Source organism: Paenibacillus sp. J31R120, assembly GCF_056269225.1.
In genome coordinates this window covers 23119-39082 of record NZ_JBWDNN010000001.1, presented here as the reverse complement: position 1 = coordinate 39082, position 15964 = coordinate 23119, and the positions used below count along the sequence as shown (strand labels likewise).

The window sequence follows — 15964 nt, the reverse complement described above, 5'->3', positions numbered from 1 at the left end:
TAATAACGAACAAAAGATTGCGATTTCGTCCAGAATTGCCGACGACAGGCAGAAGCATATTCTATAAAACGCACATACCATCTTCACCCGTCTATCATATGAATATCAGTGAACCGTCTTTATTCATTTTGAGAGAGGAGAGTAGATTGTATGGCTTCAAATAATAACGGTTACATCGATGTGAACGGACAGTCCTTTCTGATATACGACGATTCAGCCATCCAGTCCAGGCTGGATGCGATTATCGATCCTGATACCGGACAAATCAAGGCGTCCGCCATTCCCGACAACATCGGCCAAACGCCCGGCCCCACGGGACCGCAGGGACCACCCGGAGTGCAAGGTGCAACTGGCGCGACTGGCGCTCAGGGGCCCGCCGGGATGCAAGGTGCAACTGGCGCGACTGGCGCTCAAGGACCCGCCGGGCTGCAAGGCGCAACTGGCGCGACTGGCGCTCAAGGGCCGGCTGGGCTGCAAGGCACGACTGGCGCGACTGGCGCACAAGGCCCCGCCGGGCTGCAAGGTGCGACCGGAGCTACTGGCGCTCAAGGAACTGTGGGACTGCAAGGTGCGACTGGCGCAACAGGCGCTCAAGGTCCGGCAGGGCCAGCGGGTCAAGCAGGACCACAAGGACCGGTCGGTCCGCAAGGACTTCCCGGTCCCGCTGGCGCTGCCGGACCAAAGGGCGATACCGGGCCTACAGGACCGCAAGGGCCGCCCGGCTCAGGCTCAGGAGGAGGCGAAGCCGCAGCCTATCTGATCGAGCTTGCGAGATGGGGCATAACGCCCGGGCTTCCATCGAAGCCCTATACCGATCAGCATTACTTCATGGCCGATAAAAATATCGACGGCTTTAACAATGCCATCGCATGGGCATACGACAACGGGTATCGTTATCTATTTGTCCCGAAGAACGAATACGCCATTTGCTTCCCCAAGAGCATAACGATTGCCCAAAGCCATATGACGATCGATTTTGAAGGCTCGACCCTCAAGGTGCTCTATGATTCCGACCGCAAATCGCCATTCGATACGCGCACAGGTACGACGGCTTATTATCAATTCCCCGTCCAAAGCGGCATGAGCATTCAGCTCCCGGGGGTCACCGATTCCCATATCAAAAATCTGATTCTCATAGGCGACAAGGCAGACCGCAGCTTCACGAATGCAGCCGAAGCAGCGCATGAGGGCACCTACGGCATTCATCTTACAAAAGGCTCCTCCTTCTGCTCCGTCCGCAACAGCGTCATTAGCAGCTATATGGGAGACGGCATCTCCATCGACAGCGTATCCTTCTACGATTATGCCGAATTTGCTTTGGGGCTTACGGTCAATGAAGTGCATCGCCAGACTGGCGCTCTAATCCAGGCGAACGGCAAGACGCTTGTGTCGCAGCCCATCAACGTTCCAGCAGGCTATGACAGCTTCCTCGTTGCCGGGGCCGGCTATACCCGCCAGACCGCCTTGAATACGAAGGAAGTTGACGTCGCCTATTACGGTGCCAATAATACCTACCTTGGCCGCTATGACGCCAAAAAAATTTACACACCCATCTCCATTCCCCCCGGCGCCCGAACCTTCCGATTTATCTTCAACAACGAAACTTCCACGACTAAAAACATGCAAATTACGCTGAAGTTCGGATTGACTCCCCATCATAACCTGATCGAATACAACGAAGTCTACAATACGCATAGAGGCGGCATTACGCTCGGCGGCAACTACAACACGATTCAGAACAATATCATTCGCGACGGAACGGGGCTTCTCGACCGCAAGCCCGTCTTCAATGATCCGACCCGTTATGGCATTAATCAGGAGGATTCCTACGGGGAAAATTGCGTCATCCGCAACAATGTATTCTACAACCTGTACCACGGCATTCTGGTTGGATGCTGGTCGGTCGAGGTCCACAACAATCATCTGTACAATCTGTCCGGCATCGGGATTAACCTGTATTCGCTGCAAGTGGCGAACGTACGGGAAAACTTCCTGCATCGCTGCCAGTCCGGCATCGGCCTGATGACTGCCCATCTCCCCAACGCGCATGTCAATATCGAAAACAATACGCTGGTTAGCATCAGCAACACGAGCATGGCGGGCACGGGCTACGATGTGAACTTCCGCAACAACACGCTGATCGATTCCGCCAACTTCTCCTTGCCCGACGATGACCGCTTCATCTGCCGTGAGAATCACTTCATCTGGACCGAAAACTTCTCGGGCACACCGTTTGTTGTCGCGAACCGGATCGAGAGCTGCTCCTTCGAGGGCGTAACGATCCAGCGGGAATTGTACCTGCGCGCCTACGAGGTCATCGGGACGATCATGACGAACGTCAATGTGCGCATCGAGACGCGTTACCAGACAACAGCAGCAGAGAGCGTCACGTTCCGGGATTGCAAATTCAGAAACAGCCTGCTGAACAATCATATATTCGGCATGAAGCAGCGGACAGCTCAATTCCACTCCTGCAAGCTGACAGATTCGATTCTAAAGATCGGGAACATTAACACGCCTGGCGAATCTCCCATAATGCGACTTGAGCAATGCGACTTTATCATCCGTACGGCCACTTATCTCTTCCAGAGTGAATTCAATACCGGCTACGGCTGGATCGAGGTTGCCGACTCTCGAATTGGAATCGCCAATAGCGGCTTCGCTTATTTCCTGACAAACAACTTCAATGTGACCGGCACCACTAGCGTCTATCTGAAGCGTTCAACAATTAGCTATACCGGCACGGGACGGCTGAACCTGCAATATTACAATCCAACGAACAAAAAAGCGGTCAGAACCTTCGGCAACATCCGCAACATTTATACGCAAATCAATTTGCCGGTACCTGAAGGCGCGATCTATCTCAATTACGATCCCGACATCGAAGGGGTCAGCCCTCCCGGCCACGGATACTGGTTCCGCGGCGATCTGTACGGCAACGCCGCACCCGTAGCAGGCGGGTATGCAGGCTGGATATGCCTAACAGAAGGCTACGCAGCTACCCTGGCCTGGTCGGCAGCTACAGGCAAAACCAAAGGCGACCGGATTCAGTCGGGGGGCTATGTGTACGAGGCAGTCACCTCCGGCACAACCGGCGCGGCAGTGCCGGCATGGCCATCCGCCACCGGAGCTACCGTAGCCGACGGAAGCGTCACCTGGCAAAGAGTCGGACCGCTTGCCGTCTTCAAGCCTTACGGCTTAATTGCCCCATAATCAAAAAAGGCCATTCGGCGGGAGCACCCAGGGCGAATGGCCTTTATTTTTCCTCCGTACGCAGCAGCCGTGATGGAAGAAGACGCTTGAACGGATTAAACTTGGATGCGAATGATGCCGCGATACGGGCCAGATAAGCAAACTCCGGCGTTTTGAAAAACACGAGCAGATAGAGCAGATTAACTACAATAAGCACGATCACACCTTTGGCGAGAAAGGCCAGCAGAGAATGTGCAGGAAGCAGGCTGCTTACTGCATAAGAGGCTGCTAGAGCGCCCAAGCCCAGCAACGTGTAGAACAGGTACGTCCTGTAATAATGAAAGACGGAACGCTTGAATACTTTTTTGTATACCAAATACGGTGTGGTCCAGAAGGGCACAAGCAACGCGCTTAACAGTCCGCCTACGAATACGCCGACAAGTCCGATCTGCTGGACGAGCCATAGGGACAGTCCCAAATTAATGGCGGCCTGAATAAGCGGCGCAAACCGGTCCTCGTGGAAGATCCCTGCTGTCGTCTTCACCGAAGTAATCGTATTGCGCATGCCGCGCTCATAGAACATGATGACGAGCACCGCCAAGATGAGCCCGCTCATGCCAAAGTCCGGTCCTAGCCACAGCAGGATAAGCGGCTGGACGAGCAAGAACATCCCGATCGACAACAGCGAATAGAGCCAGAAGCTGAGCAGCAGCATGACTTTGTAGACATCGAAGATTTTGGCGGCGGATTCGACGGCCACCATATTGCCCACGCTGTGGTTCATGCCGGCGAACACCTGATTCAGAAAGGTCCGGCTTATGTCGAACAGCATTTTGTAGTTGGCATAGATGCCGACGGCAATGATGCTGACAAAGGTCGAGATCAGAATGCTTTCGATGCCGAAAATAAAGTAGTTGCCCACATTTTGCATAAATATGGCCTTCATATTTTTCATGAAGTTCGCTCTCGTCTCCGGGTCCAGGATGTCGGCTTTGCCGAAGCGGAGGAATGGATATTTTTTGTCCACGATACGTGCCAGGATAATCGATGTTGCTATCGTGATGATGCTGTCCACCGCCAAATACAGCAAGTAATTTTCCGTGTAGTACAAAATGGCGATGCGGATGCTGGTTGACACAATTGCCGATATCGAAAACACGATGGTGACAATATAGTTTTTTTGGTTCACGTTCAGATACGAATGCTTGTAGACGAATAAATAAGGCACGGCTGTATTCAGCAGAAATATGAGGTAGACCCATTCCAGATGCTTGACATCGGCATCCTGCACGATGATGTCCAGGAAAGGCATCACGCTAAGCCCCAGCAGCAGTACGATGACTGCGATGACCCGGTACGTATTGCGGTAGAGCTTCATAAGCGCCAGCACCTTAAGCCTGTTTCGCTCCGCCACCGGTTTGTACAGATTATAGATGATGCTGGAGCCGATACCCGCTTCCGCCAGGGAAAGCATGGCCAGCACACTCGTAAACAACGCATTAACGCCCAAATATTCGATGCCGAGGCTATTAATAAAGACGGTTCTCGACACGAAGCTCAGAATCGTAATAATGAGCTGATTCAACAAGCCTGCCGAGATGTTCAAAAAGCTGCTTTTGACTCTCATGGCTTGCTCCATTCACGCTGACCTACAGCCATGCGCAGCTCCGACCCTCCATCTATGGCCTGCCCGTATCGCTGGCCGAGCCGAATCGCAAAGCCTTGCGTGAACGGCAAGATGCCGAATAACGTAGAATACACCCCAATATCCTTCGTATCGCCTTGGGAAAATTCTACGGCTCCGTCCTTTCGCGTCACGCCCCGCAAATAATGCATCGCCTTCTCCACGCACTTCATGGCGGGAGCGGACAACTCCTCCAGCTCCGCCGCCTTGATGAGGAACCAGGCAAGCGTCACCGTCGCAGAGGAGTCCGGCCGGCTCTCCTTCCGCGTGACCGTCCAGCTCCAGCTGCCGCCCGGCTGCTGCAGCTTCATGACTGCTTCGGCGAATGCCTTTACGACATGCCTCAGCTCGCGCTTATACACATGATTGCTCGGCAATTCGCTCCACATATCGATCAGTCCGATCGCAAACCAGCCCAGCCCCCGTCCCCATCCGATAAGCCCAAGCGGCGCTTCACTGCCGATATCATAGGCATGAGCAGGAATACCCAGACCTTCATGAAAACCGAACTTTACAAATGCCCGTATTTGCTTCATCGCCAGCTCAAGGCTGGTCGTATCTCCGAACTTCATCCCATAAGCGATAAGGAACGGACAGATGAAGCCGATCGTATCCACGTAGCGGTATTCGCGCATCGCATTCCGGTAGCGAACCGTTCCGTCCTCGCCCACATGATCCTCGATGAGCCGCCGGATAGCGTCGAGGGCCGGCCGGTACCGGTCTGCTTGTATTCCGGGAATTTTCATGACGGCATATGCGAGGATGGCAGAGTCGACATGGCGTGGCGCATTCCGCCAATCCCCCTTGTCGGTGAAGGTCGCAGAGAGGAAGCGCTCCATCTCGTGCTTTACTCCGCTTTCCTCCGGCAGCTCCGAGAGTCCGAGCAGCAACGAAGCCCGCTGCCAATCCTGCAGCGCCGAAGCCGAATACCGGCCGTTCAACCGCTCAATCACCGTCAGCCTTGTCTGATCGGTCACCTTCGCAACTGGCGTCCGGTTCAGCCATTTGGCCCCTCTGGCTGCAACAGCCGAATGCCAGAGCGCATGCTGATCATGCCTGCCGATATGAATGCGCCTCAGCCAGGTGCCAAGCAGCGGAACCAGGTCGTGAAGCGACAGAGCCGCTATACTAACAATCAATATAAAGGCAAGGATCCAACCTGCCGATAGGAGCTCCATATGTTCAGTTCGCCTCCAACCATTCTCCATCATGTACGAGCTCATACAGCTTGCGTACTTCATTCTCCGTTCCCAAAGCTTCCTCCGCCAGTCTGGCGGCAAAAGCTTCCCGCAGCTCCGGTTGCTCGATCAGCCGTCTAATCCCATCGGCGATCGCCTGAGGCTTGATCTCTACCACAAGCCCGTTGCTGCCATGCTCGATCTGGTCCGCTACCGTCGTGAAGGCGGTGGCGACGATCGGCTTCCCCATAATTTTTGCCTCGTCGATCGCAATGGATTTCCCTTCATACCGCGACGGCTGGACGACAATATCAGCCAGCTTCAAATAAGGATAGGGATTGTCTACAGCACCCAGCAGCCGCACATGCTCCTGAAGGCCATAACGCTCGATCAGCGACGTAAGCGACTCTCGTTCTTCCTTGCTACCCTCGCCGAGCACCGTCCAGTCCACAGCTACGCCCATGTCCCTCAGCAGCCTCGCCGCTTCGATGGCAAGATCGATCCCCTTGACATGATGCAGCCTTGCAATCGTCAGCAAGCGAACGGCGTTGCCCCGTTCGGCGGGAAGCTCTTCTTGGGCAAGCCTGCGAATGATGGCGGGAGACACGACATTATGAATGACCTTCACCTTGGCTTCAAGCTCTCCGAACATATCCTTCACGGAACTGCCGCATTCCTCCGACACGGTCACGATATGATCGAGCACTTGAAAGTACGGTTCATCCAGCCGCCGGTCCATGCCCATATTGGCATAGTTGGTATGAATCCAGCCGATTTTGCGCCGGGCCTTTACTTTATCGATCACATAATAGATCGGCGTCTTCTCCAGAAAACCGATCGCGGCATCGTATTGATCCTCCAACTGCTTGAACGTACGGACAATATGCCGCCAAGCCAGCTGCTCTCTTCTGGCCGCATTGTCCTCAGTGCGCATGACGAGACCCAGATATAAACGAGGCAGCACCGAGCGGAAGGCCCCTCTCCGAATACACTTCACTATTGCGGAGCGGATCGGCATATCGTAATAATGATAATCCGCGGGCGGCTGCAGAAGCTTCACCTGCTTCGGGACATGCCCGAGGAACATGCCTTCGCGCTTGAACAAGAGCAGGTCCACCTCAAACCGGTTATAGTCGATCACCTGCAATAGCGAGACGAGCGCTTTCTCCGCGCCGCCACAGTCCAGGTGATTCATGACGAACAGCAATTTCGGCTTCATGAATCAGCCTCCTACCAGCTTATAGAGCTTATGAATTTCTTCTTCCGTTCCCAGCTTCTCCTCCGACAGCGTCTTCGCAAGACGCCCCGCTAGCTCTGGCTCGTCGATCAGCCGGGCAATCGCCGTGGCGACGCCTTCAGGGTCCATCGATGCGATCAGCCCGTTGGCACCGTCACGGATCTGGTCCTTCGCCGTCGTAAAATTCGTAACGACGATCGGCTTATACATAATTTTGGCCTCGTCAATCGCGATGGACTTGCCTTCGAATCGGGAAGGCTGGACATAAATATCGCATTGGCGGGTATAGGGATACGGATTGGCCCGGAGGCCAAGCAGGATGAACCGCTCCTCCATACCATGCTTCCGGATGAGCTCCTGCAGCACTTCCCGCTCCTCCCCTTCCCCGATAATAAACCAGCGGATATTGTACCCGTTCGCCACGAGCCTCGCGCAAGCCTCTACCGCAAGCGGCAGGCCCTTCTGCGCATGAAGCCTCCCGATCGTCAGCAGAATGGTCTCGCCCGCCCGCCGTCCATATACTTCGCCGGCTTGCTGCTCGCCCAGACGATGGATAATGGTCGGCGACACGATATTGTAGATCGTGCTGATCTTTCGGTCATATTCCGGGAACCGGCGTTTCAGGATGTCCTCGCACTCCTCGGACACGGTAATGATATGATCCAGCTTCCCGAAATACGGCTTATCGAATTTGGGGTCCATCTCCAGCTTGTCGTAATCGATATGAATCCAGCCGATTCGTTTGTCCGCTCTCACTTTATCCACGCAGAAGTAGGTCGAAGACTTCTCCAGAAAACCAATCGCCACATCATATTTCTGCTCCAGCGTATCGAGCGACCGGGCCATGTACTTCCAGCTATGCTGCTCGGTAACAGAGCTGCCGCTACGGTGTTTGTTCCGCAGCGTATAACGCAGGCGGCTATAGGCCAGGCCGATATGGCCGGATGCCCATAACGTCCTCAACGAGCGGAAGAGAGGCAGCGTGAACGCATCGAACAACGACTGCGACTCCAGCAATCTCACTTCCTTCGGCAGCGCATCCAGGAAGATGCCCTCCCGGTTGAACAGAAACAGATCGACCTCATACCGGTCGAAATCGATATGCGAGAGCATCGTGACAAGGCTCTTCTCCCCGCCGCCCGCAGCTAGGCTCGGCATCACAAACAGCAGCTTCTTCTTCATAGTCACCTCACGCCAATTCGGCCAAGTATTGGACAGCCCGATGCGACAACTGCTGAAGACGGGGGACGGACCCGCGCAGCGCGTCCCTCAGCGCCGCCTCATCCCGTACCATCTCGTCGAAGGCGCCCTTCAGCTTATCGCCGCTTGATATGTCCTGTATGCCGAGCACCAGCTTCTCCTCGCCGAACAAGTCCTTGGCGATGCCTTTGGACTTAACGCTGTAGCCCAGCACCACCGTCGGAACCGTGTTGGAGTACGCGGCGATGGTCGCATGAGTCCGTGCGCCGATAAAAAACCGCATTCTCGCAATGTATCCTTTATACTGAATCGCGTTCAGATGATCCGGCAGCAGCAGCACACGGCCGGTATGCTTGTATTGCTCGTAGTACGCCTGCAGCACCTCATAGTCGTTGTTGCCCTCCTGCATCACATGAGGCGTCAGAGCGATCGTCATGTCGGTCGAATCCAGCATATGCCGGATCAGCTCGTGAACAGCGGCTTTGGACTCTTGATTCCTCTTCCAGACGAGCGGACTGAAGTTCAGCCCTACAGTATTGCCTTCCTGCCAGCCTTCAGGGAGCGCCAGCTCTTCCTTCTCCATCGTGAACGCCGGGTCCGCCACCAGCCTGACATTCGTCAGCCCTTTCGCCTTCAGCATCTCGTACGTCAGCGTCTCGCGGGCGAGAATCAGATCATAGCCGGCGAGATCCTGGAGCTTCGCCGGCGACATGTCTTCCTCGCCGATGGAGCAGCCCCACAGAACAAGCTTCTTCCCTTGGCGCTTCACTCTGCGGTTCACCTCATACCAGCCCGGCTGCTCGCCGTAGCAATAATTGTCTCCCCCGATCGACAAGCAGACATCCATATGGTCGATATGCCTGATGATATTGTCATGGATCTTCCCCAGCGCATAGGATTCGTCCTGGAACAGCTTGTTTCTGACTGAAGAGACCAGCCAGTCATAGGAGTACTTGCGCAGCGGAGAGGGCGAGCCGTCGTATACATCGTCCAGCTTCGTAATGGATTGATCGGTATGCGGGTTGTCGGACAGCAGATACACCTGCGCGCCGCCGATCCCCTCTTTAATAATGGAAGCCGATGAGCGGACGATCGCTTCGCAGCCGCGATTCATGCTTCCTCCATGGCCGTACATCATAATCTTCATGATGAAGTACCTTCCTTTATCCTTTATTTCGGGCATTGCTATAAGCGGTAATGCAATATAAGCCAAGCGGCGAACGGAGCAGCATAAGCCGGATCAGAACCCGCTCGTATCTTCCCATCCGCTCCTCATTCAGCCCCTTGTAGCGCTCCAGCGCCTCGCGCAGCAGCCATTGATTAAGCAGCGTGCGGACGTAGCGGTATTTTTGACTAAAGCTAACCGGCGTTGACGCGGAATAATAAGCATGAATAATGGAAATCGCCGACCTGACGAATTTATTCAGCTTAAGCGGCTCCAGCTTCTCCTTGTCGAGCGCAGCCGTCACATCGTCCGGCAATTCCGATTGATAGACCTCAAGGGTGCGGGCGAAATAATCAACCGACTCCGTCCGTCTTGTGGCGCTCCCCTCTGTCTCCCGGTAGTAGTAGCCGGCGTAATCGAGGCAGATGCCTCCTCTGGCGTAGCAAAGAAAACGCATGTTGAAAAGGCCGTCTTCGCCCAGCGCGACAGACTGAGGGAACGACAAGCCGTAAGTGTCGATGATTTCCTTCCGGTACAGCTTATTGCATACGGAATTGCAGCTGTCGGATTCTACGAATACCGGCAATACCCATTCCCGCAGGTAGGCCTGGTCCATCCGTACGCCAGTCAAGAACGGGCCGTGAATGACCGACTCCTTGCCGTCTGCTGATCTCATGTAGCCGGAGTAGACGACATCGCCATCCGCTACAGCGGCATACAGCGTGCCAAACAGCTCAGGAGCCGCCCAATCATCCGCATCGACGAAGCCGACGAACTCGCCCCTTGCTGCCGCCAGTCCCGCATTGCGCGCTGCGCTTACGCCCGCATTGGCTTGCTGAATGACGACGATTCGCTGATCCCGCTCACGATAACGCTCTAATATTTCGGCGCTTCTATCGCGGGAGCCGTCATCGACAAATATAAATTCGCAATTGGCAAGCGTCTGTGCAAGAAGAGAATCGATGCAAGCCGGCAGATAGGCCTCTGCATTATAGACCGGAATAATGACACTAACCTTGGGCCGTCCTGCCGACACGCTGCTTGTATGCATGGTTCTCCTCCTCCCGCTCTGGCGCTGCTCCTTCAATCCAGTTGTACAGCTTGGCAAGCTCGCCGGCATTTCCGTAATCCATTCCTTCGACCGCCGCTATCAAGCGTTCTCTTAGCGGAGTATCCCGGTACAAACGTTCAATGGCATCAGCAATTGATTCTGCATTTGCGTCGCAGATGATTCCATCCATGCCGTCGCACACCTGGCTGCCCGAAGTCGGGTAATTGGTAATGAGGACGGGTTTGCCCACAATTTGCGCCTCCGTTACCGTCACGGCTTTGCCTTCATAACGGGAAGGCTGTACATAGAGGTCGCAGGCTTTCATATAGGGATAAGGATTCTGCTTCTTCCCATGCAAAATAACCCGCTCTTGGAGCCCGTACTCCGCGATCTTCGCCCGCAGCTCCCCTTCAGTTCCGCCGAAGCCGACGATATGCCACTTCACTTTATGGAAACCTCTGGAATCCAGCAGCCGGACCGCTTCAATCGCCATATCAAAGCCTTTTACATAAGACAGCCTGCCTACCGATACGATGTTGAAGCTGTCGTTATCCATGCCCTCTGCCTCCTCTTCCAGCGCCTTGCTGCGAATATAGGCCGGAGAGGCGATATTCTCGACCAGAAACATCTTGCCGGACAAAGCCGGATACTGGCTAAGGAAGGCTTCCGTACAAGCCTCCGATATCGAGGCGATGCCGTCATACCGGGCCCACATCGCTTCATCGACCGTATTGTCGATCTGGAGCTTGGTGTAGTCCGTATGAATCCAGGCCAGCTTCTTATCTGCCTTGACCCTCTTCAGCATAAAGTCATGGGGCCAGGCGTAGCTGATGGCCGCATCATAGCGCTTGTCGATTGAAGGCAGCAGCGACGACATATATTTCGACACCAACTGCAATTGGATATACCCCGAGCCCTCCGACAGCTTGAGCCGTCTAGCCTTGGCATCGGCGATCAGCTTCACCAAGAGGCGCACAGCCACGCTGGCGATCCGGCCTTCCTTCAAGCATTGCTTCATCGGCTTGCGGAATACCGTGTAGCTGCTCTTCTCTGGAAGGAGCTGAACAGCGGGCGGCAATTGCTCCAGCAGATCGCCTTGGTGGGAGAATACAAGCAGGTCTACCTCATACCGCTCGTAATCGAAGTGCTCCAGCATATTAATGAGACTTCGCTCGATGCCCCCGATCTCCATGTCGTATACCGAGATGAGAATACGCTTCTTCATAGGGACTCCTTGGCGGCGAGCGAAGCCGATTCGGGATCGATCGGAATCAGTCGTTTCTCCCGCTTATTCGCAAATAAAGTATGGGCGGGCACATGACCCTTCACGACACTTCCTGCCGCTATAACCGCATGGTCTTCAATCGTGGTGTCCCGCAAAATGACCACATTCGATCCGATCCACACATGCTTCCCAATCGACACCTGACCAATCAGAAGATGCTCATCCCCCGTATGCTTGTAATTATGGTCATGATCGTTGATGCATACATTGGGAGCAATCTTCGTGTAAGCGCCGATGGATATCCGGTTGACGCAATTCATATTGCAATTGTCGTTAATGAACACATAATCGCCCAGCTCCAGCTCGCCTTCGTGGTCAATGCGAATGCTGGCATTTTTGCGAATGAATACATATTTACCGATGCGCATCCGCGACCGCTTGCCTAGCAGCTCGATGGTGCTGTTCGCTTGCATGAAGAAGATCGTGCTTTTGATCTTGCCGAAACTGAACAACCGCGCCAGCAGCCCTCTCAGCCATGCAAAAAACTGCACACGATTCATCGCCATGAAGCTGGTTATGCCTCTGGATCGATATTGGGTGCCGATCGTTTGCAGCGCTTTGACCCATGTTCCCATATTTATGCTCCCCTCCAGCGCGCCTGGCCTCTAGGCGCTTGCTTCCCGCTTCTTCTCCGAGGAGCGGCTACATATTTTCCTCGATGCCCACAAAATCGGCCGCAGCGGAAAATATAAAAAATGCAGCTTGGCCGGCAAAGGCAGCGTCTTGGTGTCCTCGGCCAGCGGATGCAGAATGCTGGCGAAAAACAGCAGCTTCTGTCTGGTCGTCATGAGCGCCAGCAAATATTGCCTGTGATAACGTTCGACGTCTTTCGGCACGGGCGGACTGTGCAGATTAACCATTCTCTGAACATAGAACAGCGTATCCTCCGCCAGCCACTCCGCTTTGCGGGACGCCAGAATGGGCCGCATCTCTTCCCGAAGAGGCGCGGCAAGCAGCTTGGCAGCGAGGCATAGGGCCTGCCCGCCGATATGGAGCAGCTGATGCTTCCGCAGCAGCAGAATGAGCTTCGGCCAATTCAGCTTCTGATTCATGAGCTGCTTAATATCGAGCAGCCAGCGCAGTCTCGACCAGCCATGGCGGGCTCCGTGAGATACGAGAAACAGGAACAGGTCCTCACGTCCCAAATAATAGATCGGCCGGCTGATCAGCGCGCTCTGTCTTCTTCTGCTCCAGAGCTCCTCAAAGCCGGGCTCCTTCGACGGCGCCGGATTCAACCGCCAATGCACCTCGACCTTGATTCCCTTCTGGGGATGCATATAGGTCATATGGTGATGACGCCACTTCCAGTCATTGAGCACGCTCGTAATATATTCATCCTTCACATAACCGAGAGAAAGCAAATGCGCCTCCGCCGCCTCAAGGCGGTCCATTGGCACCAGAATATCGAGATCGCAGGACGTGCGCAGCGATACGTCGCCATAGAGATCGGCAGCGATGACCGGCCCCTTCAGGAACAGCACGCGAATATCTTTATTCAAAAATTGGCTGGCCAGCAGCTCCATCTCTCCGCTTAGCGCCAGCATCTGAATCGTATTCCGGTAATAGTCCCGCTGGAACATGCCCATGACGAATGCCGGTACCCGTATCGGTCTTAGCTCCTGAAGCTTGCGGTTAACCGTCGGGAACACCCGATGATGTCTGGCCAGCGCGATGAACTCATGCCAATCGGCGTCCTGCATCAGCTCCCAATGCTCGAACGTCAGCACCGCCCCTTCCTCCATCTCCAGCAGCGCGAGCAGCAGCTTCAGCTCCTGGGAGAATTCTCCGCTATGATCGTTTCTCATAAGTCTCCCCTTCGCAATCATTCGCAAATAACGAACAAAATTCTACTTTTGTTCTATAAAACGAACACAATTACAGATTATCATCCGTCTTCCAATCTGTCAATTATTGCTTGCGGATACAGCCAAATTTTATGGAAAGATGGCAATATGCTAGAATAATAGATAGGACGTGCTGCAGCCGGAAACCCTGACTCCGCGAGTCCGGGAACCCTTCCGGCTGCAAAAACGAACCCTTCATCGCTCCGCAACTGCGGGTTATCCCCGCTGTTAAAGCTATGCTGTCGTTCAACTTCAATCATTTTCTATTGTGAACTGTTCGGAGGAATGTCTGATGTCAAAACGTATCATTATATTCGGAGCCGGAGGCCATGCGAAGACGGTCGTGGATACGGTTGAAAAAGAAGGTATCTACGAAATTGCCGGCCTGCTGGATCAGCACCTCTCTGCGGGAGAGCAGGTATACGGCTGCACGGTGCTGGGGAGTGATGATTGGCTGGAGGCCCATGCCGATACGATCGACGGCGCGATCGTGGCCATAGGCGACAACTGGACGCGCGGCCTCGTCGTCCAAAGCCTGAAGCGCAGGTTCCCTGCATTGCCATTCGCAACGGCCGTTCATCCCTCCGCCCAAATAGCAAGAGGAGCCCGCATCGGCGCAGGCTCGGTCATCATGGCGGGCGCTGTCGTGAACAGCGACGCGATTATAGGCGAACATGGCATTCTCTATCCGGGCACATCGGTTGATCATGATTCAAGGGTCGGAAGCTTTGTCAGCTTTGCGCCGAGATGCGCCACTGGCGGCAATGTCACCATCGGCGATTACACCGCCGTCGCCATCGGCGCCGTCCTGATTCACGGCCGTACCATCGGCGAGCATTGTGTCATCGGCGCAGGCGCGACGGTCGTCTCGGATGTGCCGCCGCATACGGTAGCTTACGGCACGCCTGCCCGCGTCATTCGTTCCAGAGCCTCAGGCGACCGTTACCTTTAGTTGACTGCTTTGGCGGTTAATCCGGTTAATTGATGCATCACATCTTCTATCACATCGATCACTCTTCCCTGATCCTCCAGAGTCAGACTGGAACCGGAAGGCAGGCATATCCCTCTCAGGAACAGATCCTCGCAGACGGCCGTGCCTGCCGCCGAATGCGTATAGAAGGCATTGTCACTGAATAGCGGCTGCATATGCAGCGGCTTCCACAGCGGCCGCACTTCGATATTGGCCCTGATCATGGCTGCCATGATCTGCTGAATCATATAATCGGCATGCGGGCTGTCGATGGTCAGCGCGGTCAGCCAGCGATTGGAGCGCGTTCCCGGCAGCTCCGGCATAAAACGAATCTCTTCCCAATGCTTGAGCCCTTCCTCATAGATATGGTAGACATTCCTTCTGGCTTCGACGCGCTCGTTCAGCACTTCGAGCTGCGCTCTGCCGATGCCTGCCAGCACATTGCTCATCCGGTAATTGTAGCCCAGCTGGCTATGCTGGTAATGCGGGGCCTCATCCCTGGCCTGAGTCGCCAGAAAGCGCGCCTTCTCCAGTGCAAGAATGTCGTTGGATACGAGCATGCCCCCGCCTGATGTCGTAATGATTTTGTTGCCGTTAAAGGAGAAAATGCCGAACCGGCCAAACGTACCGCTTTGACGCCCCTCGCAGGTCGAGCCGAGCGACTCTGCGGCATCCTCCACAATGGGAACCCCATAGCGCTCACAAATACTCGTAATAGCCAACATATCGGCCATACACCCGTAGAGATGGACAACAATGACCGCCTTGGGAAGCTGTCCGAATCTTGCGCCAAGAGCTAGCGCTCGCTCCAGTGCAGCGGGTGACATATTCCATGATTCCGGATCGGAATCGATGAAGACCGGCTCTGCGCCCAAGTAGCGGATCGGATTGGCGCTGGCAATAAACGTGAAGCTCGGGCAGCATACGCGATCTCCCTCGCCCACGCCGAGCAGGCGCAGCGCGAGATGGATCGCCGCCGTACCAGAGCTGACAGCCGCTGCTCCGCCTGAGCCGACATAGCCTGATATTTCGCTTTCGAATGCATTAATATGGGGGCCGAGCGGCGCGATCCAATTGTTCATGAACGCCTCCCCGATATAGGCTTGTTCCTGGCCGCTCATATGCGGCGGCGATAAATAGATTCTGGCATTTGCAGAT

The 15964-nt window shown here is 54.8% G+C and carries 12 protein-coding genes; 2 read left to right on the top strand and 10 right to left on the bottom strand.

Annotated elements, in window-relative coordinates; all coding sequences use genetic code 11:
- The first annotated feature begins 150 nt into the window (after positions 1–150).
- The gene (locus AC0YNW_RS00165) at positions 151–3213 is read left to right on the top strand and encodes a right-handed parallel beta-helix repeat-containing protein (protein ID WP_475830303.1); all 3063 of its coding nucleotides are present in this window, start codon (positions 151–153) and stop codon (positions 3211–3213) included.
- A 43-nt stretch (positions 3214–3256) separates the two neighbouring features.
- Here the strand turns inward: AC0YNW_RS00165 and AC0YNW_RS00160 are convergent, their stop codons facing one another.
- The 9 genes from AC0YNW_RS00160 to AC0YNW_RS00120 are packed head-to-tail and all read right to left on the bottom strand — an operon-like array spanning position 3257 to position 13797.
- A complete protein-coding gene (locus AC0YNW_RS00160) occupies positions 3257–4819 on the bottom strand; it encodes a lipopolysaccharide biosynthesis protein (RefSeq protein WP_387476368.1) in 1563 nt (520 codons plus the stop codon).
- On the bottom strand, positions 4816–6054 hold the full coding sequence (locus AC0YNW_RS00155) for a glycoside hydrolase family 88 protein (protein ID WP_475830302.1): 1239 nt from the start codon (positions 6052–6054) through the stop codon (positions 4816–4818). Before AC0YNW_RS00155 ends, AC0YNW_RS00160 begins: the two co-directional genes overlap by 4 nt.
- Before the next feature lie 4 nt (positions 6055–6058).
- Positions 6059–7273, bottom strand: coding sequence for a glycosyltransferase (locus AC0YNW_RS00150; RefSeq protein WP_475830301.1), 1215 nt, complete (start codon positions 7271–7273; stop codon positions 6059–6061).
- 3 nt (positions 7274–7276) lie between these two features.
- Positions 7277–8473, bottom strand: a complete 1197-nt coding sequence (locus AC0YNW_RS00145; protein WP_475830300.1) for a glycosyltransferase — start codon at positions 8471–8473, stop codon at positions 7277–7279.
- 7 nt (positions 8474–8480) lie between these two features.
- Complete coding sequence (locus AC0YNW_RS00140) at positions 8481–9638, bottom strand: polysaccharide pyruvyl transferase family protein (protein ID WP_475830299.1); 1158 nt, start codon at positions 9636–9638, stop codon at positions 8481–8483.
- Between the two features lie 16 nt (positions 9639–9654).
- On the bottom strand, positions 9655–10707 hold the full coding sequence (locus AC0YNW_RS00135; RefSeq protein ID WP_475830298.1) for a glycosyltransferase family 2 protein: 1053 nt from the start codon (positions 10705–10707) through the stop codon (positions 9655–9657).
- Positions 10667–11932, bottom strand: a complete 1266-nt coding sequence (locus AC0YNW_RS00130; RefSeq protein WP_475830297.1) for a glycosyltransferase — start codon at positions 11930–11932, stop codon at positions 10667–10669. Before AC0YNW_RS00130 ends, AC0YNW_RS00135 begins: the two co-directional genes overlap by 41 nt.
- Positions 11929–12567, bottom strand: coding sequence for an acyltransferase (locus AC0YNW_RS00125; RefSeq protein ID WP_475830296.1), 639 nt, complete (start codon positions 12565–12567; stop codon positions 11929–11931). Before AC0YNW_RS00125 ends, AC0YNW_RS00130 begins: the two co-directional genes overlap by 4 nt.
- A gap of 30 nt (positions 12568–12597) precedes the next feature.
- On the bottom strand, positions 12598–13797 hold the full coding sequence (locus AC0YNW_RS00120; RefSeq protein WP_475830295.1) for a nucleotidyltransferase domain-containing protein: 1200 nt from the start codon (positions 13795–13797) through the stop codon (positions 12598–12600).
- A gap of 331 nt (positions 13798–14128) precedes the next feature.
- On the opposite strand from AC0YNW_RS00120, the gene AC0YNW_RS00115 reads away from it, so the two are divergent.
- Positions 14129–14788: an acetyltransferase gene (locus AC0YNW_RS00115; protein WP_387476386.1), complete on the top strand. Its 660-nt coding sequence runs from the start codon at positions 14129–14131 to the stop codon at positions 14786–14788.
- On the opposite strand, the gene AC0YNW_RS00110 is transcribed toward AC0YNW_RS00115, so the two are convergent.
- On the bottom strand, positions 14785–15927 hold the full coding sequence (locus AC0YNW_RS00110) for an aminotransferase class I/II-fold pyridoxal phosphate-dependent enzyme (RefSeq protein ID WP_475831241.1): 1143 nt from the start codon (positions 15925–15927) through the stop codon (positions 14785–14787). The two genes, AC0YNW_RS00115 and AC0YNW_RS00110, sit on opposite strands and share 4 nt — an antisense overlap.
- Positions 15928–15964 lie beyond the last annotated feature (37 nt).

Coding starts and splice junctions, on each gene's coding strand:
- AC0YNW_RS00115 (WP_387476386.1), top strand. CDS start 14,129: ATGTCAAAACGTATCATTATATTCGGAGCCGGAGGCCATGCGAAGACG.
- AC0YNW_RS00130 (WP_475830297.1), bottom strand. CDS start 11,932: ATGAAGAAGCGTATTCTCATCTCGGTATACGACATGGAGATCGGGGGC.
- AC0YNW_RS00160 (WP_387476368.1), bottom strand. CDS start 4,819: ATGAGAGTCAAAAGCAGCTTTTTGAACATCTCGGCAGGCTTGTTGAAT.
- AC0YNW_RS00155 (WP_475830302.1), bottom strand. CDS start 6,054: ATGGAGCTCCTATCGGCAGGTTGGATCCTTGCCTTTATATTGATTGTT.
- AC0YNW_RS00165 (WP_475830303.1), top strand. CDS start 151: ATGGCTTCAAATAATAACGGTTACATCGATGTGAACGGACAGTCCTTT.
- AC0YNW_RS00150 (WP_475830301.1), bottom strand. CDS start 7,273: ATGAAGCCGAAATTGCTGTTCGTCATGAATCACCTGGACTGTGGCGGC.
- AC0YNW_RS00125 (WP_475830296.1), bottom strand. CDS start 12,567: ATGGGAACATGGGTCAAAGCGCTGCAAACGATCGGCACCCAATATCGA.
- AC0YNW_RS00140 (WP_475830299.1), bottom strand. CDS start 9,638: ATGAAGATTATGATGTACGGCCATGGAGGAAGCATGAATCGCGGCTGC.
- AC0YNW_RS00120 (WP_475830295.1), bottom strand. CDS start 13,797: ATGAGAAACGATCATAGCGGAGAATTCTCCCAGGAGCTGAAGCTGCTG.
- AC0YNW_RS00145 (WP_475830300.1), bottom strand. CDS start 8,473: ATGAAGAAGAAGCTGCTGTTTGTGATGCCGAGCCTAGCTGCGGGCGGC.
- AC0YNW_RS00135 (WP_475830298.1), bottom strand. CDS start 10,707: ATGCATACAAGCAGCGTGTCGGCAGGACGGCCCAAGGTTAGTGTCATT.
- AC0YNW_RS00110 (WP_475831241.1), bottom strand. CDS start 15,927: ATGAGCGGCCAGGAACAAGCCTATATCGGGGAGGCGTTCATGAACAAT.